Source organism: Streptomyces sp. CB02058 (assembly GCF_001905505.1).
Taxonomy (GTDB): Bacteria; Actinomycetota; Actinomycetes; order Streptomycetales; family Streptomycetaceae; genus Streptomyces.
This window is the reverse complement of sequence record NZ_LIPG01000001.1, coordinates 970,786-995,223: the sequence shown is the minus strand read 5'-3', so window position 1 is coordinate 995,223 and position 24,438 is coordinate 970,786. Positions and strand designations below refer to the sequence as shown.

Sequence of the window (24,438 nt, the reverse complement as noted above, 5' to 3'; positions counted from 1 at the left end):
ATAGCGTTTTCGACCGGCGGCGCGCCGGTCCGCTTGGAGCCTCCTACCAGGGGGCGTCGGAAGGGAGAGGGGTCCTCCTAGAAGCGGCGGCGTGCCTTGCGGGCCCGCCTGACCAGCGCCGCCGTGCCGAGCAGTGCGACCGTGGCCCCCGCGGCACCCGCGGCGGTGGCGTCCTTGCGGCCGAGCCGGCGGCCCGCGACGGTGTGGCGCCCCTCGACCTCTTCGAGGAGGGCTGCGAGCACCTCCTCGTTGGTCCACCGGGGACGCCATCCGACGTCGTGCAGCCTGCTCACGCTGACGACCCAGGGGTGCATGGTGTAGGCGAGATCGCCCGCCGGTGAGGGGGTGAGGCCGATCCGGTGCAGCCTGGCGGCGGCGCCGAGGGCGACGGCGGACGGCAGCTCCATGCGGCGTACGCCCGAGAGCTCCTCCACCTCCTCCTGCTCGAGCCAGCCGTCGCAGCCGACCGCGAACTCGCCCTCGATCTTCTCCAGGGCCGCGTACTCCAGGGCAGTCACCAGGTCGTCGACGTGGCAGAACTGCCACGCCGGGCGGGAACCGGCGACGACCAGGAGCCTGGGCGACTCGAAGTAGCGGGTGAGTGCCGTGTCCGTGTTCCCGACCAGGACCGTGGGGCGCACCACCGTGACGTTGAGACCGGGGTGGGCGCGGGGCGCGCGGCGGCCGAGCCGTTCGATCTCCAGCAGGTCGCCGACGCCGGTGGCCTCGGCCGTGGCCCGCAGCTCGGCGTCCTCGGAGAGCGGGATGTCGTTGTCGGGCAGGGCTCCGTAGACCATCGCCGAGGTGCAGAGCACGACCCGGTGGACGCCCACGGCGGCGGCGGCCGTCAGCACGGTCTGCGTACCGCGTACGTTGTACGCGGTACGGGCGGCGGGGTCGGTCTCCAGGTCGAGGTCGAGCGCCAGGTGCACGACGACGTCCGCGCCGCGCAGCTTCTCGGCGATGGCGGGGTCCCGTACGTCCAGGATGTGCCAGGTCGCCTCGGAGACGTCCCCCCGGCGCTCGTCGATGGCGATGACCTGCTTGATCTCGTCGGATGCGGCGAGATGGGCGGTGAGCAGCTCACCGACGCCGGTCGCGGCACCGGTGACCGCAACGACGGGGCCGCGGCTTCTGGGACTTTTTTTCGTGGGCTTGCTTTCGGGCGAGGGGTCGGCCAGGTTTCGCGCTGCGCGAACCTGCGGATCTGGGGAACTCACCGGGCGTCTCCAGCGGTTGTCTTCAGTACGTACCCGAATGACGCGTACGTACCAGGTGGCGTCCATCCTGCCGCAGGCCGGGAGCCGGCGGAGCACTGAGGCCCCAAGCGGTCTTTGGTGTCTACGCTGGATGGTGATGTCGGGCAGTCGCCGTCGGTTCGAGCCGGCGGCCCTACGAGCCGAGGAAACCCGTGAGTGACACCCCATTCGGATTCGGCCTTCCGCCGGAGGAGCCGGAAGACGGCGACGAAGGCAAGAAGAAGGACCCCACCGGTGCTGGGCAGGGCTCGGGCGGGCCGGCGAACCCGTTCGGCTTCGGGCCGGGCGCGGGCGGCGACAACCCGTTCGCGGCGATGTTCGGCTCGATGAACCCGAACGACCTGGGTGCGGCCTTCCAGCAGCTCGGCCAGATGCTGAGCTACGAGGGCGGGCCGGTCAACTGGGACATGGCCAAGCAGATCGCCCGCCAGACGGTGTCGCAGGGCACCGCGGACGGAAGCAAGGACGCGAGCGTCGGCCCCTCGGAGCGGTCCTCCGTCGACGAGGCGCTGCGGCTCGCCGACCTCTGGCTCGACGGTGTGACGTCGCTCCCCTCCGGTTCCGTCTCGACGGTGGCGTGGAGCCGCGCCGAGTGGGTCGAGGCCTCGCTGCCGGCCTGGCAGCAGCTGGTCGACCCGGTGGCCGAGCGCGTCGGACTGGCCATGGGTGATGTCCTGCCGGAGGAGATGCAGGCCATGGCGGGCCCGCTGATCGGCATGATGCGCTCGATGGGCGGTGCCATGTTCGGCCAGCAGATCGGGCAGGCCGTGGGCGTCCTCGCGGGCGAGGTCGTCGGCTCGACCGACATCGGTCTTCCGCTCGGTCCGGCCGGCAAGGCGGCGCTGCTTCCGCTGAACGTCGAGCGGTTCGGCAAGGACCTGAGCGTGCCGCAGGACGAGGTGCGGCTGTATCTGGCGCTGCGCGAGGCGGCCCACCAGCGGCTCTTCGCCCACGTCCCGTGGCTGCGCTCGCATCTCTTCGGCGCGGTCGAGGCCTATGCGCGCGGCATCAAGGTCGACACCAGCAAGCTCGAGGACGTCGTCGGTCAGTTCGACCCGTCGCAGCCCGAGCAGTTGCAGGACGCGCTTCAGCAGGGCATGTTCCAGCCGGAGGACACTCCCGAGCAGAAGGCGTCGCTGGCCCGTCTGGAGACCGCTCTCGCCCTGGTCGAGGGCTGGGTGGACGCGGTGGTGCACGAGGCCGCGAAGTCCCGGCTGACCTCGGCGGACGCGCTGCGCGAGACGATGCGCAGGCGCCGTGCGACCGGCGGTCCCGCCGAGCAGACCTTCGCCACCCTCATCGGGCTCCAGCTGCGTCCGCGCCGGCTGCGGGACGCGTCGCGCCTGTGGGCCTCGCTCACGGACGCCCGGGGCGTCGACGGCCGGGACGGGCTCTGGGGCCACCCGGACATGCTTCCGACGGCCCAGGACCTGGACGACCCGGACGGCTTCGTCCACCACGAGCAGCTGGACTTCTCGGAGCTGGACAAGATGCTCGGCGAGGCGGCGAAGGGCACTCAGCAGCCGGCCGCCGAGGAGCGGAGCGAGGACGAGCCCGGGGACGGCTCCAAGGGTGACGGCAAGGGCGATTCCGACCGGTGAGCCTGTACGACGACGCGGTTTCCGTACTCAAGGAGTACGACGGGGACGACGCGCAGCAGTCCGAGCTGCGGCTGACGTATCTGGACCACCTGGCGGCGCACCCCGACGGCATGTGGAAGGCGTGCGGAGCCGGGCATCTGACGGCCAGCGCGCTGGTCGTCGACCCGGAGCGCGGCCGGGTCCTGCTGACCCTGCACAGGAAGCTGCGGATGTGGCTGCAGATGGGCGGGCACTGCGAGCCGGGGGACAGCACCCTGGCGGCGGCCGCCCTGCGTGAGGCCACGGAGGAGTCGGGGATCGCCGGGCTCACCCTGCTGCCCGGTGGTCCGGTCCGGCTGGACCGGCACCCGATCCCGGCTCCCTGCCACTGGCACCTGGACGTGCAGTACGCGGCGACGGCCTCGGCCGGGGCCGTGGAGCGGATCAGTGACGAGTCGCTCGATCTGCGCTGGTTCCCCTACGACGAGGTGGCGGGGGTGGCGGACGCCTCGGTCGTACGGCTGCTGGAGAGCACCCGCGCCCGGGTGGAGCAGGTCGGCTAGAACCCTTTCGTCCCAGGGCCCCGGGGCCCTGGACCCGCCGAGGGGCGGTCTCCCCCACGGGAGACCGCCCCTCGGGCTGTGCCGGACCGCTCAGTTCCAGGCGTTGTTCTGGTTCTGGCCGTGGGAGCCGTGCTGGCCCACACCGAACTGGGCGGCGGCCCCCTGGCCGATCTGGGCGTTCTGCGGAGGCAGCACCTCGCTCGGCTGGACGAGGGCGAAGCCCTGGCCCAGGAAGCTCAGCTCCCAGCCCTCCCCCGTGTTGCCCCGGCGCCGGAAGACACCCGAGGAGTGCGTCTGGGCCTGCATCTGCACCCTCAGCCCGGAGGACCAGGCGACGATCGCGTCGGCGTCGGCGTTGACGTACTTGTCGGGCGTGACCTGCATCATCAGCGGCTGGCCCGAGGTCATCAGCGCGACCTTGCCGTTCCCGGAGATGTTGAGCTGGTACTTGCCGGTCCCGGAGATCCCGTACTGGCTGTCCACCGCGATGACCTCGGTGTGCAGCGAGGAGTCCAGCGCCAGGACGTAGGCGCTGTCGACGGTGATCCCCTCGTGGTCGACGTCGATGACGTGGATGTACTGGGCGAGGTTGGCCAGATAGACCGTGCCCTGCCCCGAGCAGCGCATCAGGTCCAGGCCCTCGCCCGTGTTCCTGCGGGCGCGGCGCTGGCCCTGCGACTGGTACTCGCCGTCGAACTCCATGAGGCCCTGGTAGGCGACCATGGCGCCCTTACGGGCGAGCACGTCGTCGTGGCCGGTCAGCGAGACCCGCAGGAGCTGCGGGTTCTGGACGGTGTACCGGTCCTGCGACTGCTGTTCGGTGTGGCTGAAAAGCGGACTCTGCATGATGTGTTCTCCCCCCGCTCAGTGCCGGATCCGCAGGCGGTCCGTACTGTCCTCGCTCGGCTGGACGACGACGATGCCCTGGCCCGAGAAGGCCATCTGGTAGGCCTCTCCGCTGCCCCGCCCGATGAGCGAGCCCGCCTTGAAGCTGCGCTTGCCCTTCACCTTGAGGTTCGGGGACCACGCGACGAGGGCGTCCGGGTCGACGTACGTCTCGTCGTCGCCCCGGCCGCAGTCGACGACGATCGGCGTGCCGCGTGAGGTGATGGCGACCCATCCGGTGCCCTGGATCCCGACGTTCCACAGGCCCTGGCCGGCGAACTTCGCCATTCCCTTGACCCGCTCCACGCCCCAGCTGAGGTGGCCGTCGAAGGCCAGGAGGTTGGTGCCGTTGACCGAGAGGGCGTCGTTGTTGAGATTGATGACGACCACGTCGGCGCCGTAGTCGGCGAGATAGAGCAGTCCGTCGCCCGCGCACTTCATCAGGGGCGTGCCCTCGCCCGAGATCCACTGGGAGGCGATCTGGCGGACGGCGGGCGGGTTGGGCTCGTACTGGATGAAGCCCTCGTACGCCACCATCGAGCCGGTACGTGCGTAGAGGTCCTGGCCGGTGGCCATGGCGACCTTGAGCATCGTGCGGCCGTGGTTCTCCATGCGGGCCGTGACGGGGGTCGGGGCGAAGCCCGCGAGTTGCTGATTCATGACGGGCTCCCTCAGACCTCGTAGGGCTGGACGACGATGAAGTTCCCGGGCGCTCCCCGGAACTGGAGGTTCACGGTCTCCCCGCTGTGCCCCGGGTACGCGTTGCGGCGCAGCCGGACCTGGCTGGAGAGGATGACCTGGGACGCGGACGACCACGCGACGACGGCGTTGCAGTCCGCGAAGGTCGTCGGGGTGACCGGCAGGACGACGGGAACGCCGTGCGTCTTGACGACGACGGTGCCCGAACCCTGGAACTGCATGGTGAACAGGGCGCCGCCGGGGATGCCGTGGCCCTCGATCCTGCGGACCTCGTACTGCAGGGACTCGTCGAACGCGAGGACGCTCTCCGCCGATACGCAGATGCCGTCGCCCTGCAGCTCGATGGGATGCAGATGCGAACCCTCCTCGGCGAGGAAGACCTGGCCCCGGCCGGTGCAGCGCATCAGCTGCATCTCCTGGCCCGTCGCGTTGCCGACCATGCGGCCCGCGAAACCCGCGCCCTTGTAGCCGAAGTCGACCTTGCCCTGGTACATCACCATGCTGCCCTGGCGGGCCAGCACCGGGGTGCCGCCCATCGTGAGGTCGACGCGCATGAGCTGCTGGTTCTGCGAGGTCCAGCGCTGCCCGGTGGGCGCCTCCTTGTAGGGCTGCAGCGCGGCCTGCAGTCCGGCGCCGCCCTGCGGGACACCCTGGGGCACGCCCTGCGGCATGCCGGGCGGCTGCTGCCCGAAGGGCGCCGGGGGCTGCTGTCCGAACGGCGGGGCCGTCGGAGGCTGCTGACCGAACTGCGGAGCTGCCGGGGGCTGCTGCCCGAACGGCGGCGCCTGCGGCGGTGCGGCCTGGCCCGGGACCTGCCCGAACTGGGGCGGCTGAGGGGGCTGTCCGTACGGAGCCGGAGTCTGCGGCGCCAGGGGGGCCGCGATCGTCGGGGCGGCGTGCATCGGCTGCTGCTGCGGGGCGGGAGCCGGTGCCGCCGGGGCACCGAACGCCGGTGCGGGCTGAGGCGCCTGGGGAGCGGACGGGGCTCCGAAGGCGGGCGGCGCTGAGGCCTGTGCGGGCGGGGCGAAGCCGGGGGCGGCGCCCTGGGGCTCCGGTTCGGCCTCCTCGGCGACCTCGCCACCGAAGTTCTTGAGCAGGGCGTCGAGCCCGCCGTCGAATCCCTGGCCGACCGCGGCGAACCGCCAGACGTCCTTCAGATAGAAGTCGCCGAGCATGACCGCGCGCTCGGTCGTGAACTCCGAACCGGTGAACGCGTACTTCACCACTTCTTCTCCGCCGGCGACGATCCGGATGTATCCGGGGCCGACCTGCGACATCTGCCCGGCACCGTCGACAGTGGCGGTGAAGGACAGCTTGTGGATGTTCGCGGGAATGCGGTCGAGGGTGACGCGGAACGACTCGGTGTCACCAGCCTGGGCACCGAGAAGCTGAATGGACTCCTCGGGTGATTTGGGCTGATTGAAGAAGATGAAATAACGGTCGTCCGAGAGCTGCTCATTGGCGTCGAGACCGAAGCAGCTGATGTCGAACGTCAGGCCTGGGCCCGCGATCTGCACGCCTACGTACAGATCCGTCCCTGACGTGAGATCACTGATCTTGGCCTTGTGGCCGCGTTGGAATTCCCTGGCCATGCGTAACGACCGTCCCCCATCCCGAAGGTGAATGCGTTGCGTCAGGCTAACCGCAAACCGCGACAATGAGCCAAGTCGGTACAGAGCCGGTACAGAATCGGCGACGTCACTCTTCGCGGGCGGCGGGCAGGTGGGGGAGCCGGTCGGCCGCCACGACACCTTCGAGATACCCGCGGGCGCGCTCGGTACGCGGGTAAGCCTCCAGCAGTCTCCAGAACCCCGGTCCGTGACCGGGGACCAGCAGGTGGGCCAGCTCGTGGAGGAGGACGTAGTCGACGACGTACTCCGGCATGCCCTGCAAACGGTGCGAGAGCCGGATGCTGCCCTCGGCCGGGGTGCAGGAGCCCCAGCGGGTGTTCTGGTTGGTCACCCAGCGCACGGACGCGGGGCGCGCGCGGCCGTCGAGGTACTGGATGGAGAGCCGCTCGGCCCGCTCGGCGAGCTCGCCGTCGCCGATGACGCGCTTGCTCTCCTGTGCCGCGAGCTTGTCGAGCATCACGCCGACCCAGCGCTGCTCCTCGGCCTCCGACATCCGGGCGGGGATGAGCACGATGGTGCGGTCACCCTCGCGATACGCGGAGACCGTTCGTCTGCGCCGGGAGCTCCTGCGGACCTCGACCGCGCTCGTCACCGAAGCGCGGGGCTGCTGGATGGCTGCGCTGCGCTGCTGACGTCCGGCGCTGCGCGCGGGGATCTCCCCGGCGAGACCGGGAGAGGAGTCGACGGGCACGACACGACGTTACCCGCTGCCGGTGCGGGAAGTCGCGCCTCCTCCACTGTTCAACGTTGATCCACTTCTCGGCTTGCACCATTTGAACGACTAATGCCCCAGCCTGTGGATAACTTTCGGCCCGGCGCACGGCCCACGTTGCATTCTGGCAACGGATCCCGACACCGACCTGGGAGAAGTCATGCATCCGATGCTGAAGCCCGCGCTCCGCCGCGCCTGGCGCGGACGGAACACCGTGCAATTCGGTGTGACGCCCGCCCACGCGGTAACGCTCGGCCCGATGGATATCGCCACCGGAAGCTTTCTGGAACTGCTCGACGGAACACGCGGACTGCCTCTGCTCCGCGAAGAAGCCAGGGCTCTGGATCTGTCGGACCGTCACGTGGACATTCTCGTATCCCGTCTTACGGAGGCGGGTCTGCTGGACGATCCGGACGCGGGTGGGCCGGAGGCGGATGCCTTACGCCGACGGGCCGAGACCCTCGATCGCCAGCGTCCGGACGCGGCTGCCCTCTCCGTCGTCCACCCGGCCCCCGGCAGCGGGCTGCGCCGACTCGCGGCGCGGCGTGCGATGCGGGTCCAGGTGCGCGGTGCGGGCCGGGTCGGTGCGGCGATCGCCGCGCTGCTGTCCGGCTCCGGGGTGGGGCAGGTCGAGGTGCTCGACGGGGGCCGGACCGAGCCGTGGGACGTCGCGCCGGGCGGTCTCCCCGCCGCGTCGGTCGGGGAGCGCAGGGACACGGCGGCCCGCCAGCTGGTCCGCAGGTCCGCGGTCGGCGGCCCTCCACGGGCCGGTGGGCAGGACCCGTCCCCCGCCGGTGGCGGGGCCGCGTTGTCCCTCGTCGTCATGGCGCCCAGGGACGGCCTGTCGGTCTACGCCCCCGATCCCGGCACGGCGGCACCGTGGATCACTTCGGGTACGCCGCATCTCTACGCCGGAGTGATCGAGGCCACCGGCGTGGTCGGGCCGTTGGTTCTGCCCGGAGGCACCGGCTGCGCGGGCTGCCTGGCTCTGCGGCGTGCGGAGGCGGACCCGCAGTGGCCTCGGATGCTCGCGCAGTGGAGGTCGGGGCGGCGGAGTCACGGCGTGCAGGCCTGCGATCTGGGGCTCGCGACCGCGGTGGCCGGGCTCGCCGCCGCCCATGCGCTGTCCTTTCTGGACGGTGAGCTGCCGGCCAGCACGGGGGCACGGTGGGAGGCGGCCATGCCGCTGTTGGACTGGCGGTCGGACCGGCTGGATCCGCACCTCGACTGCGACTGCGGTGCCGCCGGGCACACTGAGGGGGAGCTCACCTCCGCAGCCGGCGCCCCGCAGGACACAATGGCGGGGTGACCGCCGCCGACGGAGCGGAGGCCGTACTCACGCGGCACGGCAGTCTGGGAACTGGAGGGGCACATGTCTGATCTTCCCCGGAAGGCGGTCACCCGTACCGCGAAGCTGGCAGCACTGCCGCTCGGCTTCGCCGGCCGTGCCACATGGGGGCTGGGCAAGCGGATCGGCGGGAAGTCCGCGGAGATCGTGGCCCGGGAGGTCCAGCAGCGCACGGCCGATCAGCTCTTCAAAGTGCTGGGCGAGTTGAAGGGTGGTGCGATGAAGCTGGGTCAGGCCCTGTCCGTCTTCGAATCCGCACTGCCCGAGGACGTGGCCGGCCCCTACCGAGCGGCGCTGACCAAGCTTCAGGAGGCCGCTCCGCCCATGCCGACCCGCACGGTCCACGGGGTGCTGGCCGAGCGGCTCGGGGAGAACTGGCGGGAGTTGTTCGCCGAGTTCGACGACCAGCCTTCCGCGGCGGCCTCGATCGGGCAGGTCCACCGGGCCGTGTGGCACGACGGTCGGGATGTGGCCGTGAAGGTGCAGTATCCGGGCGCGGGCGAGGCTCTGCTCTCGGATCTCACCCAACTCAGCCGCTTCGCGAAGCTGTTCGGCCCACTGGTGCCGGGGATGGATATCAAGCCCCTCATCACGGAACTGCGGAACCGGGTCTCCGAGGAGCTGGACTACGAGCTGGAGGCGCGGTCCCAGCAGGAGCACGCGGCGGAGTTCGAGGACGATCCGGATGTGGTGATCCCGGGGGTCGTGCACCAGAGCGAGCAGGTGCTGGTGACGGAGTGGATCGACGGAATACCTCTGTCGGAGGTGATCGCCGACGGCACACCGGAACAGCGTGACCGGGCGGGCCAGTTGCTGGCACGCTTCCTGTTCTCGGGCCCCGCTCGCACGGGCCTGCTGCACGCGGACCCGCATCCGGGCAACTTCCGGCTGCTGCCCCCGCTGGACTGGGACGCCTCGGTACCGGACGGCGAGGAGGCGGGCGTCTCGGACCTGCATGTCCCAGGCCAGGATGTTCCGGGTCGGGACGCCTCGCACCTGGACGCCTCGGACGCGGATGCCTCGGGCCAGGACGGCGAGGGCGTGAGTGCGTCGGGCCGGGACGGCGTAGTGGTGGGCGGCCCGGGCGGGGATCCCGGCCGGTGGCGCCTGGGAGTGCTGGACTTCGGCACGGTGGACCGGCTGCCCGGGGGCTTGCCGCACACCATCGGCGACGCCCTGCGGATGACGCTGGAGGGTGACGCGGAGGGCGTCTACGCGATGCTCCGCGAGGCCGGCTTCGTCAAGGAGTCGATCGAGCTCGACCCGGACGCCGTGCTCGAGTACCTCCTGCCGATCATCGAGCCCGCCCAGGTCGAGGAGTTCACCTTCACCCGTTCCTGGCTGCGCAGTCAGGCCGCCCGCATCGCCGATCCGCGCTCCCCCGCGCACCAGTTGGGCAAGCAGCTGAACCTCCCCCCGTCCTATCTCCTGATACACCGGGTCACGCTCAGCACGATCGGCGTGCTGTGCCAGCTGGGTGCGACCGTCCGGCTCCGGGACGAACTGGAGTCCTGGCTTCCGGGGTTCCTCCTGGAGTACGCGCCGGACGAAGAGGGAGCGGAGGAGGCGGAGGCGATGACCGGGGAGAAGGCCGGCGAGCTCTCCGTGCAGGGCACGGAGAGCGAGACCAACACCGCCGCCGAGGCCGACGCCAATGCCGAGGAGAGCACCGCGGTCCAGGCGTAGGCGGCCGAGCGACGGGCCCAGGTAGGTGTGGGCCGGCGGTCCGCTCAGTACGGCGGCCGTCGTCACGGCGCTGTGCGGTCGGTGCTGCCGCGTGTCACCACCAGCTGGAGTCGAGCCGGCTCTCGATCGCCCTGATGTGCTCCCGGGCGCAGTTGTCGCAGACGTACTCGCGCCTGCCGTTCTCCACGGAGCAGAGCCAGGTGGGAGGCGGGTCCTCCCCCTCCGCCCCGGTACCGCAGCGAGCACACTTCACGCGGTCCGGTCCTGGGCCGGAGTCCGGGCCGGAGTCCGGGCCGGAGTCCGGGTCGAGGTTCTGGCCTGGGCCGGAGTCCGGGCCTGGGCTGCGGCCGCGACCGGGGTTCGCGGGGTGATGAGTCTCCTCGTCCACCTCGCGACGATAACGCCGCCGACCGGCCGGGGCGCGGGGAACGCACTGCGGGGCCGGTCCGTCGGACCGGCCCCGCAGAAGGGGAGGGTGGCTGCCGTGAGTGGCGGAGCGGTTGCCCGGCAGCCGGGGTGCGCCGTGGCGCGGTGCGGCTGTCAGTGCATGACGGCCATGGCGAGCGCACGGCGGGCGCGCATCGAAGCGCGCTCCGCCCGGCGCTGCATCCGCCGAGCGGCGACCAGGCGCTCGGCCTGGCGTCCTTGCTCGGCTTCCCTCAGGCGCTCGTGCATATGCGCACGGGCCAGGGCTTCTGGGATGAGTTGCATCTCGCGGGTCCTGTTCTGACGCGAGTCGTTCGCGCCGATGATGGTGACGTCCGGGGTGGCGGAGCCGACGGGCTCCCTCGTGGGGGTGGTCATTGGTGCCTGATTTCGGGGGTCATGGGTGTGGGGACGGTCGATGGTTCCGATGCGCTTCGTTCGTGTGGGGGACATGACCCCCAGGCCGGCGGTCACGCCGCGACCGGGTTCTTGCGCGGACGGCCACGCGGACGCTTGCGGGCGACGACGACGCCCTGGACGAACAGCTCGCCACCCCAGACGCCCCACGGCTCGCGACGCTCTTTGGCTCCGGCGAGGCAGGCCTCCATGAGCGGGCAGGTCTGGCAGAGGGACTTGGCGTACTCGACGTCGGCCGGCGACTCGGCGAAGAAGACCTCAGGGTCGTAGGAGCGGCAGGGGACGGGTACGCCGAGGTTCTCGATGGCGTCGTCGAGCGCGGTGAGCGCGGTGAGCGGGATCAAGGTGGAGTCCTCCGTGAGGCCGGGCGGGGAGATCGTGTCGGAAGGCGGTACGGACGGGGCGTGCGTCTCGAGTTGCACGGTGGCGTTGTCCTCGTCTGGTCGTGCCGGCCTGTTGGCCGGTTGGCGGCTGGTACCAGGTCCTGCTGTCCCGAGGCTCCTTCGTCTCGTCTCATCCGTTCGGACAAAACAAAAGGGCCGCGGATCCCGAGTGGGGTTCCGCGGCCCTGAAGGCGCCGGCCTGATTCGCATCAGGCTGGATCACTCCAGGGTTCAGGCCCACGGAAGGCCCACATCGTGTGGTGCTGCGTCGTCTGCTGCTTGGCTCCGGCACCGGCTGCCGCAAAGGCATAGGCCTTGGCCTGGACCTTCACTACTGCTGCTTCCGGTGCCTCGGTCGGTCGCTCATTGCGCTCCCGCACGGGCAGGCTCGCCAGGGACAGCGGGCTGACGGCGGAGACGCCGGACGCACCGATGCCACGGAGGGAGAGAGCCGAAGAACGGGTGAGGCCGAGCGAGCAGGTGGAGACGACCGACGGATCGGTCATTTTGATGGTGTTGATGATGCTGATCACGACAATCGCCTCCTCTCGGCGTCTCAAGGGACCGGCCGGGGCCGATCCTGCGGTATTCGGATAAGTACAGCACGGAGTCAGGGCTTCAGAGAAGTCGCTGTTCCCGTGGTTAAGAACCTATGGTGATGACTGCTGCGCGCGCAAACTATTTTCTGGACGAGTTTTTCTCACACCTCGCCGTCGCCCTCCTCCGGCTCCGGATCAGAGTCCCGACCTGCGCAAATGGCCAGCACATCGTCGCCGAACCTGGTGAGTTTCCGGTTGCCGACCCCGGCGATGACCACGAGCTCCCCCTCGCTGGCCGGCGCCGCCTCGGCGATGGCCATCAAGGTCTTGTCGGTGAACACGCAGTAGGCGGGCTGGCTGATCTCCTTGGCCGTGGACGCGCGCCACTCACGCAAGCGCTCGTAGAGCCCCTCGTCCATGTCCGACGGGCAGTCCTCGCAGCGCATCAGCTTCATCTCACCGGCATCGGTGAGCGTCCTGCCGCAGACCCTGCACCGCACCGGCCCGCGCCGCCCCGGCCTGGCCTGTGCCTCCCTGCCCGTGCCGCCCTGCCCCGCGCCCGTGCGGGAGCCGCGGTCGATACCGCCGCCTCCTCCGGCGCCGCCCCGGGTGCCGGGCGCGGCCGAGCCGGGCCGCAGCCCGTTCAGGAAGCGGGTGGGCCGGCGGCTCGCCCGCCCGCCGGGCGACCGGGACACGGCCCAGGACAGCGAGAGGTGGAAGCGTGCCCTGGTGACTCCGACGTAGAGCAGGCGGCGTTCCTCCTCGACCTGCTCGTCGGTCTTGGCGTAGGCGATCGGCATCATGCCCTCGGTGAGTCCGACCAGGAACGCCGCGTCCCATTCCAGGCCCTTCGCCGAGTGGAGCGACGCCAGCGTGACTCCCTGGACGGTCGGCGCGTGCTGGGCGGCGGCCCGCTCGTCGAGCTCGGCCACCAGATCGGAGAGCGTCGCGCCCGGCTTGGCCTGTTCGAAGTCCTCGGCCAGCCGCACCAGCGCGGCGAGCGACTCCCAGCGGTCCCGCACCGCCCCCGAGCCGGCGGGCGGCTTGGAGGTCCAGCCCTTGGTGGAGAGCACCGCCCGCACCTCGGAGGGCAGGTCGTCGGCACCGTCGAGCAGCGAGTCGTTGCCCCCGGCCCGGGCGGCGCCGCGCAGGGCGACGCCCGCCTCCCGCACCTCGGGACGGTCGAAGAAGCGCTCGGCACCGCGCAGCTGGTAGGGCACGCCCGCGTCCGCGAGCGCCTGCTCGTAGACCTCGGACTGGGAATTGACCCGGTAGAGCACGGCGATCTCCCCGGCCGGGACACCGGCGGCGATCAGATCGCGGATCCGGCGGGCGGTGCCCTCGGCCTCGGCGGGCTCGTCCGGATATTCGGTGTGGACGGGCTCGGGACCCTTGTCGCGCTGCGAGACCAGCTCCAGCCGGTGTTCGGCCGCCCTGCCCGTGGCCTGGCTCAGGATGCCGTTGGCCAGGTGGACCACCTGAGGTGTGGAGCGGTAGTCCCGCACCAGCTTGACCACGGTCGCGTTCGGATGGCGGGTGCGGAAGTTCAGCAGGTGGTCGGGGGTGGCACCCGTGAAGGAGTAGATCGTCTGCCCCGCGTCACCGACGACGCAGAGGTCGTCCCTGTCGCCGAGCCAGAGGTCGAGCAGCCGCTGCTGGAGCGGGCTGACGTCCTGGTACTCGTCGACGACGAAGTGCTGGTACTGGCGGCGCACATGATCGGCGATGTCGTGCCGGTCCTGGAGGATGCCGACGGTGAGCAGCAGCACGTCCTCGAAGTCGATCACCGACCGGTCGCGCTTCAGCTGTTCGTACATCGCGTAGATCTGGGAGAGCTCCGCCGGGTCGCGAGGGGCGTCGCGCCGGGTCTTGGCCACGGCGGCCGGATAGTCGGCGGGGACGGTCTGGGTGACCTTGGCCCATTCGATCTCGCTCGTGGCGTCCCGCAGTTCGTTGCGGTCCAGCCGGATTCCGCAGCGGGCGGCGGCCTCGGCGACCAGCTGGACCTTGCGCTCCACCAGGCGGGGAAGCTCGCCACCGACCGCTTTCGGCCAGAAGTACTGGAGCTGGCGCAGGGCCGCGGAGTGGAAGGTGCGGGCCTGCACCCCGGTCGCGCCGAGCTGGCGGAGCCGGCCCCGCATCTCGCCCGCCGCGCGGTTGGTGAAGGTGACGGCGAGCACGGTCGTCGGCTGGAGGATCCCGGCACGCACCCCGTAGGCGATGCGGTGCGTGATCGCCCGTGTCTTCCCCGTCCCGGCTCCGGCCAGCACGCACACCGGTCCGCCGAGGGCCGTCGCGACCTCGCGCTGCTCCGGGTCGAGCCCGTCGAGCACGGCGTCCGCGGAGTCGGGGACCTGGGGGAAGAGGGTGGAATGCGTTGCTGCTGTCACCCCGCCATGCTGCCAGGTCGCAGGGGGCCGGTGCGGCGGTTGTCCACAGGGCCCGCCGTTCGTCGTACCGGTCGGGGCGGCCGGGAATGGCCGTCGGCCGCCGTGCGTTGGCTCAGTGCGGGAAGGTACGTGCGCGTACGCGTCCCGCCTTCCCAGTGAGACGTACGAGACAAGGGAGCACCGACGACATGCCGGGCACTGTGACGATGTACAGCACCACGTGGTGCGGCTACTGCCGCCGGCTCAAGGGCCAGATGGACCGCGAAGGCATCGCGTACACCGAGGTCAACATCGAGCTGGACCCGGAGTCGGCAGCCTTCGTCGAGAAGGCGAACGGCGGGAACCAGACGGTTCCGACCGTGCTCTTCCCCGACGGTTCGACGCTGACGAACCCCTCGCTCGCCCAGGTCAAGCAGAAGATCGGCGCCTGACCCGCCTGCCGTGTACGACGAAGGCCCCCGCCGAGGCGGGGGCCTTCGTCGTACACGCAGTGGCCGTCAGGCCGTGTTGCCCGGCCTGGGGAGCGGCTTGCCGTACCAGAGCTCGATCAGCCGGGCCGCGATCGAGACGCCGAACGGAGGCAGCACCTCGCCCGAGTCGAAGGCCTCCGTCAGCTCCTCGCGGGAGAACCAGCGGGCCTCCTCGATCTCCTCGCCGTCCACGGTGATCTCGGAGGACGCGGCCCGGGCCATGAAGCCGAGCATCAGGCTGGAGGGGAACGGCCAGGGCTGGCTGGCGACGTACTCGACCTCGCCGACGGTGACGCCCGCCTCCTCGAAGACCTCGCGGGCCACGGACTGCTCGATCGACTCCCCCGGCTCGACGAAGCCCGCGAGCGTCGAGAAGCGGCCCTCGGGCCAGTGCACCTGGCGCCCCAGCAGCGCGCGGTCCTGGTCGTCGGTGACGAGCATGATCACCGCGGGGTCGGTCCGCGGGTAGTGCTCCGCCCCGCATGCCTGGCAGCGGCGGATGTGGCCGGCGGCGGCGATGACGGTGCGCTCACCGCAGCGCGAGCAGAAGCGGTGCAGCCGCTGCCAGTTCTCCAGGGCGACGGCGTGCACCATCAGTCCGGCGTCGCGCGGGCCGAGGAGCATGCCCGCCTCGCGCAGCCCGGCGGGCCTCGCGGACTGGTCCATGCGGCCCGGCAGGGAGTCCTTCTGGAGCGCGAAGTAGCGCACGCCGTCCGCGTCGGTGCCCAGGAAGTAGCGGTGGGTCTCGGTGAGCGGCGCCTCGAAGGAGGGCGTCATCACGAGCTCGGTGCCGCCGTCGGCGGTGTCGTCGATGAGGGCCTGGCCCCCGGAGACGACGAAGACCCTGGTCGTCGGGTGGCTCCAGGCAGCGGCGAGCCAGGCCTCGTCGAGCCGGTGGTGCGCCGCGCGGTCGATACCGCTGGGCGCGGTGAGACCGATCGGACGGTCTGCGGTGGCGTTGTCGAAGGTGCTCACAGGTGCTTCCTACTCCCCCGGGGGTGGATCGGGCGTTCAGAGATTCAGCGGAGTGCGGTGGCCAGCTCGCCCCACAGATGGGCGGTGGTCTCCACGCCCTTGAGGAGAAGATCCAGTTCGACCTTCTCGTCGGGTCCGTGCCAGCCGTCGGAGGGTACGGAGATGCCCAGGAAGAGCACGGGTGCTCCGAGGACGTCCTGGAGGTCGGCGGCGGGGCCCGAGCCTCCCTCGCGGGTGAAGAGGATCTTCGTGCCGAAGGCCCGTCCCATGGCCCGGGCGACCGCCTGGAGCGCGGGGTGGTCCAGCGGCGTCAGACAGGGGCGGGTGGCGGGGGAGAAGGTGATCCGGTGGCCGACACCGGCGGGGACCCGGGCCTCGGCCCAGGCGCGAACCGCTTCCTGGACCCGCTCCGGGTCCTGGCCCGCGACCAGCCGGAAGCTCAGCTTCACGAAGGCGGAGGAGGGGATGACGGTCTTGCTGCCCGCGCCCTGGTAGCCACCGCCGATGCCGTTGACCTCGGCGGTGGGGCGGGCCCAGACGCGCTCCAGGGTGGAGTAGCCGGCTTCGCCCGCGGTCGCCCGCGAGGAGGCCGTGCGCAGCCAGGTGTCCTCGTCGAAGGGCAGCTGGGCGAAGAGCTCCCGCTCGGTCTCGGTGAGCTCGGTGACCCCGTCGTAGAAGCCGGGGACCGCGACCCTGCCGTCCTCGTCGTGGAGGGCGGCGACGAGACGGGCGAGCGCGGTCGCGGGGTTGGGGACCGCGCCGCCGAAGGACCCGGAGTGGATGTCCTGGGCGGGGCCCGTCAGCTCGATCTCGCATTCGGCGAGGCCGCGCATCCCGGTGCAGACGGTCGGGGTGTTCTCGTCCCACATGCCGGTGTCGGAGACGATCACGACGTCGGCGGCGAGCCGTGCGGCCCGCTCCTCGGCCAGCGCGCGGAAGTGGGGTGAGCCGGACTCCTCCTCGCCCTCGACGAGGAGCTTGAGGTGCACGGCGGGGGTGGTGCGGCCGGTCGCGGCGAGGTGGGCGCGGACGCCGAGTGTGTGGAAGAACACCTGGCCCTTGTCGTCGGCGGCGCCCCTTCCGTACATCCTGCCGTCGCGGATCACCGGTTCGAACGGGTCGCTGTTCCAGCCGTCCTCGCGGGCCGCGGGCTGCACGTCGTGGTGGCCGTAGACGAGGACGACGGGTGCGTCCGGGTCCTGCGAGGGCCACTCGGCGAAGACCGCCGGGGCGCCGGGCGTCTCCCACACCTCGGTGACGGGAAAACCGGTCTCCGCCAGCTTCTTCGACAGCCACTCGGCACTGCGCCGTACGTCCCCGTCGTGCTCCGGCTGAGCGGACACGGAAGGGATGCGCAGCCACTCGGCGAGGTCGTCGAGGAAGGCCGCGCGGTGCTTCCGGGTGTACGTGTGGACGGCGCTGTCCGGGGTGTCGCTCATGCTCATGAGCCTATCGGCCTCATGGAGGTGGCTCGTCCAGCAGGAGCTTCTCCAGCTCCTCCCGGCCCGGCAGACCGGTGGGACGGACGGTCTCCCCGGTGCGCACGTAGAGGAAGGTCGCGGTGACCGAGTCCAGCGGCAGACCGTGCAGCTCGGCCCAGGCCAGCCGGTAGACGGCGAGCTGGAGCGGGTCGGCCGTGCGGTGCCTGGTCGTCTTCCAGTCGACGATCTCGTAGGTGTCCCCCGTGCGGTAGACCGCGTCGATCCGGCCCCGGATCACCCGGCCCCCGAGCGCGATCTGGAACGGGGTCTCGACGCGGTACGGAGTGCGCCGGGCGTACGCGGTGCGCTCGAAGGCCTCCTTGAGTTCGGCGAGGTCGCGTTCGTCCGCGATCTCCGCGTCGCTCTCATCGCCCCCCGGGAGCTCGTCCGGGCCGAGCATGGGCAGCGGCAGTTCCTCGAACCTGGACTCCACCCAGGCGTGGAAGCGGGTCCCCCGGCGTGCGGCGGGCTGCGGGGGCCTGGGCATGGGGCGGGCGAGCTCCCGCGCGAAGCCCTCCGGGTCGTCGGCGAGGTGCAGCAGCTGGGTGGCGGAGAGCGTCGCGGGCACGACGACGTCCCGCACGGTGGCGCGGGCGCGGCGCAGCTCACCGGCGAGGGCGTCGAGATCGCGGTCCCAGGAGGCGAGGGTGCGGGACTCCTCCGGGGTGAGGCCCGCGTCCGCCGGGGCACGGGCGGCGGGTACGTGCGGCACGGGGGCGGCGGAGCGCGGATCTCCTCCCGGAGCCGGGCCGTCGACGGGGTACGGGCCTTCGGCGGAGAACGGCCCGTCGGCGGCAGGGGACGGACCACCCGCACGGACCGGACCACCGGTCCGGACCGGACCGCCGGACGGGAACGGATCGCCGTCCGGGAACGGGTCGTCGTACGGGGCGCCTGCCTCGTCGTAGGCGGGCTCCTCGTCGGCGTACGGAGGCTCGTCCCCGTACGGAGGCTCCTCGTCGTGGGGAGGCTCCTCGTCGTACGGCTCGTCGGTGACGTGGGGCGGCCAGGTGGCGTACGCCGGGTCCTCGTACACATCCGGTACGGGCGTGGCCGCCAAGGTCTCCAGGTGGGCCAGCACCGTGTCCCGGGCGGCGCGGCGGCGGGCCATGGCGGTGTCGTCCAGCGGGAGCGGCCAGGCCTGGTCGGCGTCCTTCTCCTGGAGCGCCGGGTTCTCCTCGTCCTCCTCCGGCTCGTCCGCCCAGACCTCGATCTCGCCGTGTCCGGCCGCGCAGTGCTCGTACAGCGCGTCGAGGAAGGCCGAGGGGCCCCTGGGCTTCTTCTGGGAGGGGCCCCACCAGTGGCCCGAACCGAGGAGCAGGCTGCGGGGGCGGGTGAAGGTGACGTAGCCGAGGCGGAGTTCCTCGGTGTGCTGGTGCTCCTTCATCTCCTCCTTGAACGCCTTGAGGCCCTTGGCGTCGAAGGCGTCCAGGGCGGGCAGCGTGGCCGTGTCGCCACGCAGGGCGTGCGGCAGGACCTGCGGCTGCGAGGTCCACGCCTCCCGGCTCCGCGCGCTGGGGAACTGGCCGGTGACGAGGCCGGGGACCGCGACCACGTCCCACTCCAGGCCCTTGGACTTGTGGGCGGTGAGGACCTTCACGGTGTTCTCGCCGCCGGGAAGGGCGTTGTCCAGGCCCTTCTCGTACTGCGCGGCGGTGCGCAGGAAGCCGAGGAAGGCGAGCAGGGTCGCGTCCCCGTCCACCGCGGCGAACCCGGCCGCGACGTCCAGGAAGTTGGCCAGGGTCTCCCGGCGCCGGGCGGCCAGGGCGTGCGGCGAAGCGGAGAGCTCCACTTCGAGTCCGGTGGTGGCGAGGACGCGGTGGAGTACGTCCATCAGGGGGTCGGCCAGCGAGCGGCGCAGGTCGCGCAGTTCGGTGGCGAGGCGGGCGAAGCGGACGCGCGCCTCGGCGGAGAACGGCAGCTGGTCGTCCTCGGCCCCGCCGGACTCCAGGAAGGTGTCGAGGGCGTCGGCGAGCGAGATCACCTCGGCCGGGTCGGTGCCCTCGACGGCCTCGGCCAGACGCAGATCCGGGTCGGCGTCGTCGCCCGCGGTGGAACGGTGGACGAGGAGACGGGCCCGGCGTCCGAGGAGGGCGAGGTCGCGGGGGCCGATGCGCCAGCGGGGGCCGGTGAGCAGCCGGACCAGGGAGGCGTTGGCCCCGGGGTCCTGGAGGACCTCGCAGACGGCGACGAGGTCGGCGACCTCGGGCAGGTGCAGCAGTCCGGACAGGCCGACGACCTCGACCGGGATGTCCCGGGCGACGAGTGCGGCCTGGATCCGGGGGAAGTCGCCCGCGGTCCGGCAGAGCACGGCGATCTCCCCGGGCGCCGTGCCGGTGCGCACGAGGTGGGCGAGCGAGTCGCCGAGCCACTCGATCTCCTCGGCGTGCGTGCGCAGCAGGGCGCAGCGGACCGTGCCGTCCCTCTCCGCCCCGGGGGCGGGCCGCAGTGCCTCGACGCCTTCGTGCATGGCGCGCAGGGGCTCGGCGAGGCCGTTGGCGAGGTGGAGGAGACGGCCGCCGCTGCGGCGGTTCTCGCTGAGGGAGTAGCGGGTGGCGGGTGTCCCGTCGGCGTGCGGGAAGTGCCGGGGGAAGTCGTCGAGGTTCGCCACGGACGCACCGCGCCAGCCGTAGATCGCCTGGCAGGGGTCGCCGACCGCGGTGACGGCGTGGCCCGTCGTGCCGCTGCCGCCCCCTCCGCCGAAGAGCGCGGCCAGGAGCCGCCGCTGGGCCACGGAGGTGTCCTGGTACTCGTCGAGCAGGACGACCCGGAACTCGTCGCGCAGGATCGCCCCGACCTCGGGCCGGGTGAGGGCCAGCTCAGCGGAGAGGGCGATCTGGTCGCCGAAGTCGAGGAGGTCTCGGCCGCGCTTGGCGTCGCGGTAGCGCCGGGTCAGTCCGAGGAGCTCGCGGCGGGCTCCGGCGGCCTCCGGGATCTTGCGCAGCTCGGCGTTGGTGAGCCGGGCCGTCTCCAGGGTGCGGAGCAGCTCGGTGTCGTACTCCGCGAGCTGTTCGGGCCGGACGAGATGCTCGGCGAGCTCGGCGTCCAGGGCCAGCAGGTCGCTGACGAGCGTGGGGAAGGACCTGGTCAGCGCGGGGTAGGGGCCGGGGGCCTCGCGCAGCACCCGGGCGGCGAGCTGGTAGCGCGTGGCGTCGGCGAGGAGCCGGGTGGTGGGTTCGAGGCCGATGCGCAGGCCGTGCTCGGTGAGGAGCCGGCCGGCGAAGGCGTGGTAGGTGGAGATGCTCGGCTCGCCCGGGGGGTCGTCCGGGTCGATGACGTCCGGGTCGGTGACCCCGGCCGCGACGAGTGCCTTGCGGACGCGCTCGGCGAGCTCGCCCGCGGCCTTGTTCGTGAAGGTCAGCCCGAGAACCTGCTCCGGGGCGACCTGGCCGGTCCCCACCAGCCACACCACCCGGGCGGCCATCACCGTGGTCTTCCCCGAGCCGGCTCCGGCCACGATCACCTGCGGGGCGGGCGGCGCGGTGATGCAGGCCGTCTGCTCCGGGGTGAAGGGAATCCCGAGGAGCTCCTTGAGCTGCTCGGGATCGGTGATACGGGAGGACACTCCAGAGAGGCTAACCGGAGGCACCGACAACGCCATCCGGCACCGATTCCGTCAGGGCGTTCATTCGATGATCTGACTGCCTTCGGGCTGCGCGCTGCACGACGCCTTGAAGGCGCAGTGGGTGCAGTGGGTTCCCGTCGTCGGGGTGAACCGCTCGTCCAGGACCCGGCCCGCCGCCGTCGCGAGCAGGTCGGAGACCCACTCCCCCGCCAGGGGTTCCTGGGCCTGCACCTTGGGAAGGGTGTCGCCGCCCTCCTTCTTCGGGGCGGGCTGCCGCAGCTGGACGAGTTCGGCGCCCCCGGGTTCGGGCCGGCGGCCGTCGAAGACCTCGTCGACGGCCCCTTCCCTGACCGCCAGCTGGTACACGGCGAGCTGGGGGTGGGAGGCCACCTCGTCCTTGGCGGGCGCGCTCTTGCCGGTCTTGAAGTCGACGACGTACGCCCGGCCCTCGGTGTCCTGTTCGACCCGGTCCATCGAGCCCCGGATGCGCACGGCGTACTCACCGGCTTCGAGGGTGACGTCGAAGTCGTGCTCGCTCGCGGCGGGCGTGCGCCCGGCGCGGTCCATGACATGCCAGCGCAGAAAACGCTCCAGGGCGGCGCGCGCCTGGTCCTTCTCCTGGTGCGACTTCCAGGGCGCGTCGAAGACCAGGCCGTCCCATACGGAGTCCAAGCGTTCCATCAGGACGTCGAGATCGGCGGCGGTACGCCCCGAGGCCACCTCGTCGGCGAGCACGTGGACGACGTTGCCGAAGCCCTGTGCCGCCGTCGCGGGGGCGTCGGCCTTGACCTCGCGGCCCAGGAACCACTGGAGGGCACAGGTGTTGGCGAGCTGGTCGAGCGCGCTCCCGGAGAGCGTGACGGGGCGGTCCCGGTCGCGCAGCGGGACCTCGGAGCGGGTGGGCTCGTTCAGCCCCCACCAGCGGTGCGGATGGGCTGCGGGCACCAGCGGCTGGCCCTCGTCGTCGGTGAGCGCGGCGAGCCGGGCGAGCCGGTGCGCGGCGGCGTCGCGCAGGGTGTCGGACGCGGCGGGATCGACGGTCGTGGCACGGAGTTCGGCGACGAGCGCGGCGACCGCGAGCGGGCGGCGGGGGCGGCCGGTGACGTCCCTGGGCTCGGCGCCCAGCTCGGTGAGGAAGCGGGACGGCTGGTCGCCGTCGTCGGCGGGGGCCTTGACCGCGGTGACGACGAGCCGTTCACGGGCGCGGGTCGCGGCGACGTAGAAGAGGCGGCGCTCCTCGGCCAGGAGCGCCCCCGGGGTCAGCGGTTCGGCGAGGCCGTCCCGGCCGATCCGGTCCGCCTCCAGGAGCGATCCGCGCCTGCGCAGGTCGGGCCAGAGCCCTTCCTGGACTCCCGCGACGACCACCAGGGGCCATTCCAGGCCCTTGGAGCGGTGCGCGGTCATCAGGCGTACGGCGTCGGGGCGCACGGCGCGCCGCGAGAGGGTGTCGGCGGCGATGTCCTGGGCGTCGATCTCCTCCAGGAAGTTGAGCGCGCCACGTCCTCCGGTGCGTTCCTCGGCCCGCGCGGCGGTGTCGAAGAGGGCGCACACGGCGTCGAGGTCCCGGTCGGCGTTCCGGCCGCCGGCGCCGCCGCGCAGCGCGGCCCGCTCCAGCCGGCCGGGCCAGGGGGTCCCGTTCCACAGGGTCCACAGCGCCTCCTCGGCGGTTCCGCCGCCTGCCAGGAGTTCGGTGGCCTTGCGCAGGAGCGCGCCGAGACGCTGGGCTCCGCGGGCGTACGCCGGATCGTGCGTGACCAGTCGCTCGGGCTCCGCGAGCGCACGGGCCAGGAGCTCGCCGGAGGGCGGCGGTACGCGGTGCCCGGCGGCCCGCTCCTCGTCGCGCAGGGCACGGCCGAGTCGGCGCAGATCGGCGGCGTCCATGGAGCCGAGGGGCGAGGCGAGGAGGGCGAGGGCGGTCTCGGTGTCGAGCGCGCCGGGCGCCGCCTCGCTCCCGTCGTCCCCGTCGTCGTCCTCCTGGTCGTCGGGCACCGCGCGGTGCAGCGCGGCGGTGGCGACGGTGCGCAGCGCGGTCAGCAGCGGGGCGACCGCGGGCTCGTGGCGCAGCGGAAGATCGTCGCCGTCCACCTCCAGGGGGACACCGGCCGAGGTGAGCGCCCGGCGCACGGCGGGGATCGAACGGCCGCCGGCGCGCACGAGGACCGCCATGTCCCTCCACGGCACGCCCTCCTCCAGATGCGCGCGCCGGAGCAGATCGGCGATGTTCTCCAGTTCGGTGGAGGCCGTCGGATAGGTGTACGCCTCGACCCGGCCGCCCTCGCGCACGGCGGACAGCTCCCGATGGGCCCGGACCTTGGCCGAGGGCAGCCGGGTGAGCGGCATCCGGCGGGTGAGCAGCCGGGTCGCTTCGAGCAGCCGGGCGCCGGAGCGGCGTGAGGTGGTGAGCACGCCGACGGGGGCGGGCGCGCCGTCGGCGCGGCGGAAGACGTCGGGGAAGTCGAGGATGCCGTTCACATCGGCGCCCCGGAAGGCGTAGATCGACTGGTCGGGGTCGCCGAAGGCGATCAGTGTGCGCCCCCCGCCGCTGCCCGGGGCACCGCTCCCCCGGTTCCCGGCCAGCGCGTGCAGCAGCCGCACCTGGGCCGGGTCGGTGTCCTGGTACTCGTCGACGAGGACCACGTCGTAGCTCCGGGCCAGCACCTCCGCGACCTCGGGCCGCTCGGCGAGCAGGACCGCGCGGTGGACCAGTTCCGCGTAGTCGAGGACCCCCTGGGCGTCGAGGACGTCCAGGTACTCGGCGAGGAACTGCGCCGCGGCGCTCCAGTCCGGGCGGCCGGTGCGCCGGGCGAAGGCGCCCAGCGCGTCGGGCCCGAGGCCGAGCTCGCGGCTGCGGGCCAGCACCGCGCGCACCTCGTCCGCGAAGCCCCGGGTGGTCAGGCAGGCACGCAGTTCGTCGGGCCAGCGGACATGGGCCAGCCCCGACTGCTCCAGGCCGAGCTGCCCCGCGAGGAGCTCACGGACGGTGACGTCCTGCTCGGGGCCGGAGAGCAGACGCAGCGGATCGGCGAACAGGTCCGCGTCCTGGTGGGCGCGGACCAGGGCGTAGCAGTACGAGTGGAAGGTGGTGGCCTGCGGGCCCCTGGGCCCGCCGAGCCGGGCGGCCATCCGGTCGCGCAGCTCGACCGCCGCCTTGCGGCTGAAGGTGAGGACGAGGATGCGGGCCGGGTCGGTGCCGTCGGCCACGCGCCGCGCGACCGCCTCGACCAGGGTCGTGGTCTTGCCGGTGCCCGGCCCGGCGAGGACCAGCAGCGGGCCGCCCCCGTGGTCAACCACCGCGCGCTGCGGCGCGTCCAGGAGAGGGGGGTCCACGGAGCCGGGAGGCGTGCGCACCAGCCGGTACGCGCCCGGGGCCCGCCGCCGTGTCTGACGGTGCGGGCTGTTCCGGGTGGTGGAGGAGGAGCTCACGTGGGT

19 protein-coding genes are annotated in these 24,438 nt (G+C 72.2%); 5 read left to right on the top strand and 14 right to left on the bottom strand.

Going from position 1 to position 24,438, the window contains the following annotated elements; genetic code table 11:
- Positions 1 to 77: 77 nt before the first annotated feature.
- A complete protein-coding gene (locus AMK10_RS04680; protein WP_073745013.1) occupies positions 78 to 1,220 on the bottom strand; it encodes an SDR family oxidoreductase in 1,143 nt (380 codons plus the stop codon).
- Between the two features lie 191 nt (positions 1,221 to 1,411).
- On the opposite strand from AMK10_RS04680, the gene AMK10_RS04675 reads away from it, so the two are divergent.
- Together AMK10_RS04675 and AMK10_RS04670 are read left to right on the top strand one after the other, a co-directional pair.
- Positions 1,412 to 2,860, top strand: coding sequence for a zinc-dependent metalloprotease (locus tag AMK10_RS04675; RefSeq protein ID WP_073745011.1), 1,449 nt, complete (start codon positions 1,412 to 1,414; stop codon positions 2,858 to 2,860).
- Positions 2,857 to 3,402 (top strand): NUDIX hydrolase, encoded by a 546-nt coding sequence (locus tag AMK10_RS04670; protein WP_073745009.1) that lies wholly within the window; start codon positions 2,857 to 2,859, stop codon positions 3,400 to 3,402. The genes AMK10_RS04675 and AMK10_RS04670 overlap by 4 nt, the downstream gene beginning before the upstream one ends.
- Positions 3,403 to 3,492: 90 nt before the next feature.
- Here AMK10_RS04670 and AMK10_RS04665 read toward each other — a convergent pair whose 3' ends face one another.
- From AMK10_RS04665 to AMK10_RS04650, 4 genes are all read right to left on the bottom strand, one after another.
- Positions 3,493 to 4,248, bottom strand: coding sequence for an AIM24 family protein (locus AMK10_RS04665; RefSeq protein ID WP_073745007.1), 756 nt, complete (start codon positions 4,246 to 4,248; stop codon positions 3,493 to 3,495).
- Positions 4,249 to 4,266: 18 nt separating this feature from the next.
- Positions 4,267 to 4,947 (bottom strand): AIM24 family protein, encoded by a 681-nt coding sequence (locus AMK10_RS04660; RefSeq protein WP_073745005.1) that lies wholly within the window; start codon positions 4,945 to 4,947, stop codon positions 4,267 to 4,269.
- 11 nt (positions 4,948 to 4,958) lie between these two features.
- Positions 4,959 to 6,578, bottom strand: a complete 1,620-nt coding sequence (locus tag AMK10_RS04655; RefSeq protein ID WP_073745003.1) for a TerD family protein — start codon at positions 6,576 to 6,578, stop codon at positions 4,959 to 4,961.
- 106 nt (positions 6,579 to 6,684) lie between these two features.
- Entirely contained in the window at positions 6,685 to 7,308 is a 624-nt protein-coding gene (locus AMK10_RS04650) for a M48 metallopeptidase family protein (protein ID WP_198959620.1), read from the bottom strand.
- A 181-nt stretch (positions 7,309 to 7,489) separates the two neighbouring features.
- On the opposite strand from AMK10_RS04650, the gene AMK10_RS04645 reads away from it, so the two are divergent.
- Positions 7,490 to 8,638: a ThiF family adenylyltransferase gene (locus AMK10_RS04645; RefSeq protein WP_073745001.1), complete on the top strand. Its 1,149-nt coding sequence runs from the start codon at positions 7,490 to 7,492 to the stop codon at positions 8,636 to 8,638.
- Positions 8,639 to 8,701: 63 nt separating this feature from the next.
- Positions 8,702 to 10,363, top strand: coding sequence for an ABC1 kinase family protein (locus AMK10_RS37920; RefSeq protein WP_079180608.1), 1,662 nt, complete (start codon positions 8,702 to 8,704; stop codon positions 10,361 to 10,363).
- 94 nt (positions 10,364 to 10,457) lie between these two features.
- Here the strand turns inward: AMK10_RS37920 and AMK10_RS37610 are convergent, their stop codons facing one another.
- The 5 genes from AMK10_RS37610 to AMK10_RS04615 all read right to left on the bottom strand — a co-directional run bounded on the left by AMK10_RS37610 (position 10,458) and on the right by AMK10_RS04615 (position 14,518).
- A complete protein-coding gene (locus AMK10_RS37610; RefSeq protein ID WP_198959619.1) occupies positions 10,458 to 10,616 on the bottom strand; it encodes a hypothetical protein in 159 nt (52 codons plus the stop codon).
- Positions 10,617 to 10,903: 287 nt separating this feature from the next.
- Positions 10,904 to 11,242, bottom strand: a complete 339-nt coding sequence (locus AMK10_RS04630) for a hypothetical protein (RefSeq protein ID WP_073746055.1) — start codon at positions 11,240 to 11,242, stop codon at positions 10,904 to 10,906.
- Positions 11,243 to 11,259: 17 nt separating this feature from the next.
- On the bottom strand, positions 11,260 to 11,628 hold the full coding sequence (locus AMK10_RS04625; protein WP_073744999.1) for a WhiB family transcriptional regulator: 369 nt from the start codon (positions 11,626 to 11,628) through the stop codon (positions 11,260 to 11,262).
- 170 nt (positions 11,629 to 11,798) lie between these two features.
- The gene (locus AMK10_RS04620) at positions 11,799 to 12,122 is read right to left on the bottom strand and encodes a hypothetical protein (RefSeq protein WP_073744997.1); all 324 of its coding nucleotides are present in this window, start codon (positions 12,120 to 12,122) and stop codon (positions 11,799 to 11,801) included.
- 167 nt (positions 12,123 to 12,289) lie between these two features.
- Entirely contained in the window at positions 12,290 to 14,518 is a 2,229-nt protein-coding gene (locus tag AMK10_RS04615) for an ATP-dependent DNA helicase UvrD2 (RefSeq protein ID WP_073744995.1), read from the bottom strand.
- 188 nt (positions 14,519 to 14,706) lie between these two features.
- Here AMK10_RS04615 and AMK10_RS04610 point away from each other — a divergent pair, with 188 nt between their 5' ends.
- Positions 14,707 to 14,949, top strand: a complete 243-nt coding sequence (locus tag AMK10_RS04610; RefSeq protein WP_073744993.1) for a mycoredoxin — start codon at positions 14,707 to 14,709, stop codon at positions 14,947 to 14,949.
- A 66-nt stretch (positions 14,950 to 15,015) separates the two neighbouring features.
- Here the strand turns inward: AMK10_RS04610 and nudC are convergent, their stop codons facing one another.
- The 4 genes from nudC to AMK10_RS04590 are packed head-to-tail and all read right to left on the bottom strand — an operon-like array spanning position 15,016 to position 24,432.
- Entirely contained in the window at positions 15,016 to 15,963 is a 948-nt protein-coding gene (nudC, locus tag AMK10_RS04605) for an NAD(+) diphosphatase (RefSeq protein ID WP_073744991.1), read from the bottom strand.
- 44 nt (positions 15,964 to 16,007) lie between these two features.
- Entirely contained in the window at positions 16,008 to 17,402 is a 1,395-nt protein-coding gene (locus tag AMK10_RS04600) for a dipeptidase (protein ID WP_073746052.1), read from the bottom strand.
- Between the two features lie 19 nt (positions 17,403 to 17,421).
- Entirely contained in the window at positions 17,422 to 21,009 is a 3,588-nt protein-coding gene (locus AMK10_RS04595) for an ATP-dependent DNA helicase (RefSeq protein WP_073744989.1), read from the bottom strand.
- A 60-nt stretch (positions 21,010 to 21,069) separates the two neighbouring features.
- Positions 21,070 to 24,432: an ATP-dependent helicase gene (locus AMK10_RS04590; RefSeq protein ID WP_073744987.1), complete on the bottom strand. Its 3,363-nt coding sequence runs from the start codon at positions 24,430 to 24,432 to the stop codon at positions 21,070 to 21,072.
- Positions 24,433 to 24,438 lie beyond the last annotated feature (6 nt).

What these genes read in the sequence shown, in the direction of transcription:
- AMK10_RS04665 (WP_073745007.1), bottom strand. Translation starts at nt 4,248, where the DNA reads ATGCAGAGTCCGCTTTTCAGCCACACCGAACAGCAGTCGCAGGACCGG.
- AMK10_RS37920 (WP_079180608.1), top strand. Translation starts at nt 8,702, where the DNA reads ATGTCTGATCTTCCCCGGAAGGCGGTCACCCGTACCGCGAAGCTGGCA.
- AMK10_RS04645 (WP_073745001.1), top strand. Translation starts at nt 7,490, where the DNA reads ATGCATCCGATGCTGAAGCCCGCGCTCCGCCGCGCCTGGCGCGGACGG.
- AMK10_RS04630 (WP_073746055.1), bottom strand. Translation starts at nt 11,242, where the DNA reads ATGTCCCCCACACGAACGAAGCGCATCGGAACCATCGACCGTCCCCAC.
- AMK10_RS04600 (WP_073746052.1), bottom strand. Translation starts at nt 17,402, where the DNA reads ATGAGCGACACCCCGGACAGCGCCGTCCACACGTACACCCGGAAGCAC.
- AMK10_RS04610 (WP_073744993.1), top strand. Translation starts at nt 14,707, where the DNA reads ATGCCGGGCACTGTGACGATGTACAGCACCACGTGGTGCGGCTACTGC.
- AMK10_RS04660 (WP_073745005.1), bottom strand. Translation starts at nt 4,947, where the DNA reads ATGAATCAGCAACTCGCGGGCTTCGCCCCGACCCCCGTCACGGCCCGC.
- AMK10_RS04655 (WP_073745003.1), bottom strand. Translation starts at nt 6,578, where the DNA reads ATGGCCAGGGAATTCCAACGCGGCCACAAGGCCAAGATCAGTGATCTC.